This window comes from Aeromonas piscicola (genome assembly GCF_000820005.1).
GTDB lineage: Bacteria > Pseudomonadota > Gammaproteobacteria > Enterobacterales > Aeromonadaceae > Aeromonas > Aeromonas piscicola.
Genome location: NZ_CDBL01000091.1, coordinates 27,105 through 27,304 on the forward strand (window position 1 = coordinate 27,105; position 200 = coordinate 27,304).

Here is a 200-nt window from a genome sequence, read left to right on the forward strand (position 1 = left end):
GGCGCCCGGGCGCCCTCCTCGTTTATCCGTTGCGGCTGGGTCTTCAGGTGCTCGCCATCCTGTTGTTAAAAGCCTCAACAGAGTCACAAGTTGTCGTACCAGATGGCGGGACACCATTCGAGGCTGGCTGGGGAGTGACGACAATCCTCTTGATGAATCAATCACTTGTGACCTTGATCACACTTTCCTGGCGAGGCAGG

Annotated in this window: 1 protein-coding gene; it reads left to right on the forward strand. The window is 56.5% G+C overall.

The window, feature by feature from the left end; genetic code table 11:
* A partial coding sequence (locus tag BN1128_RS26095; RefSeq protein WP_209428620.1) for a hypothetical protein occupies positions 1-200 on the forward strand: 200 nt, incomplete at both ends.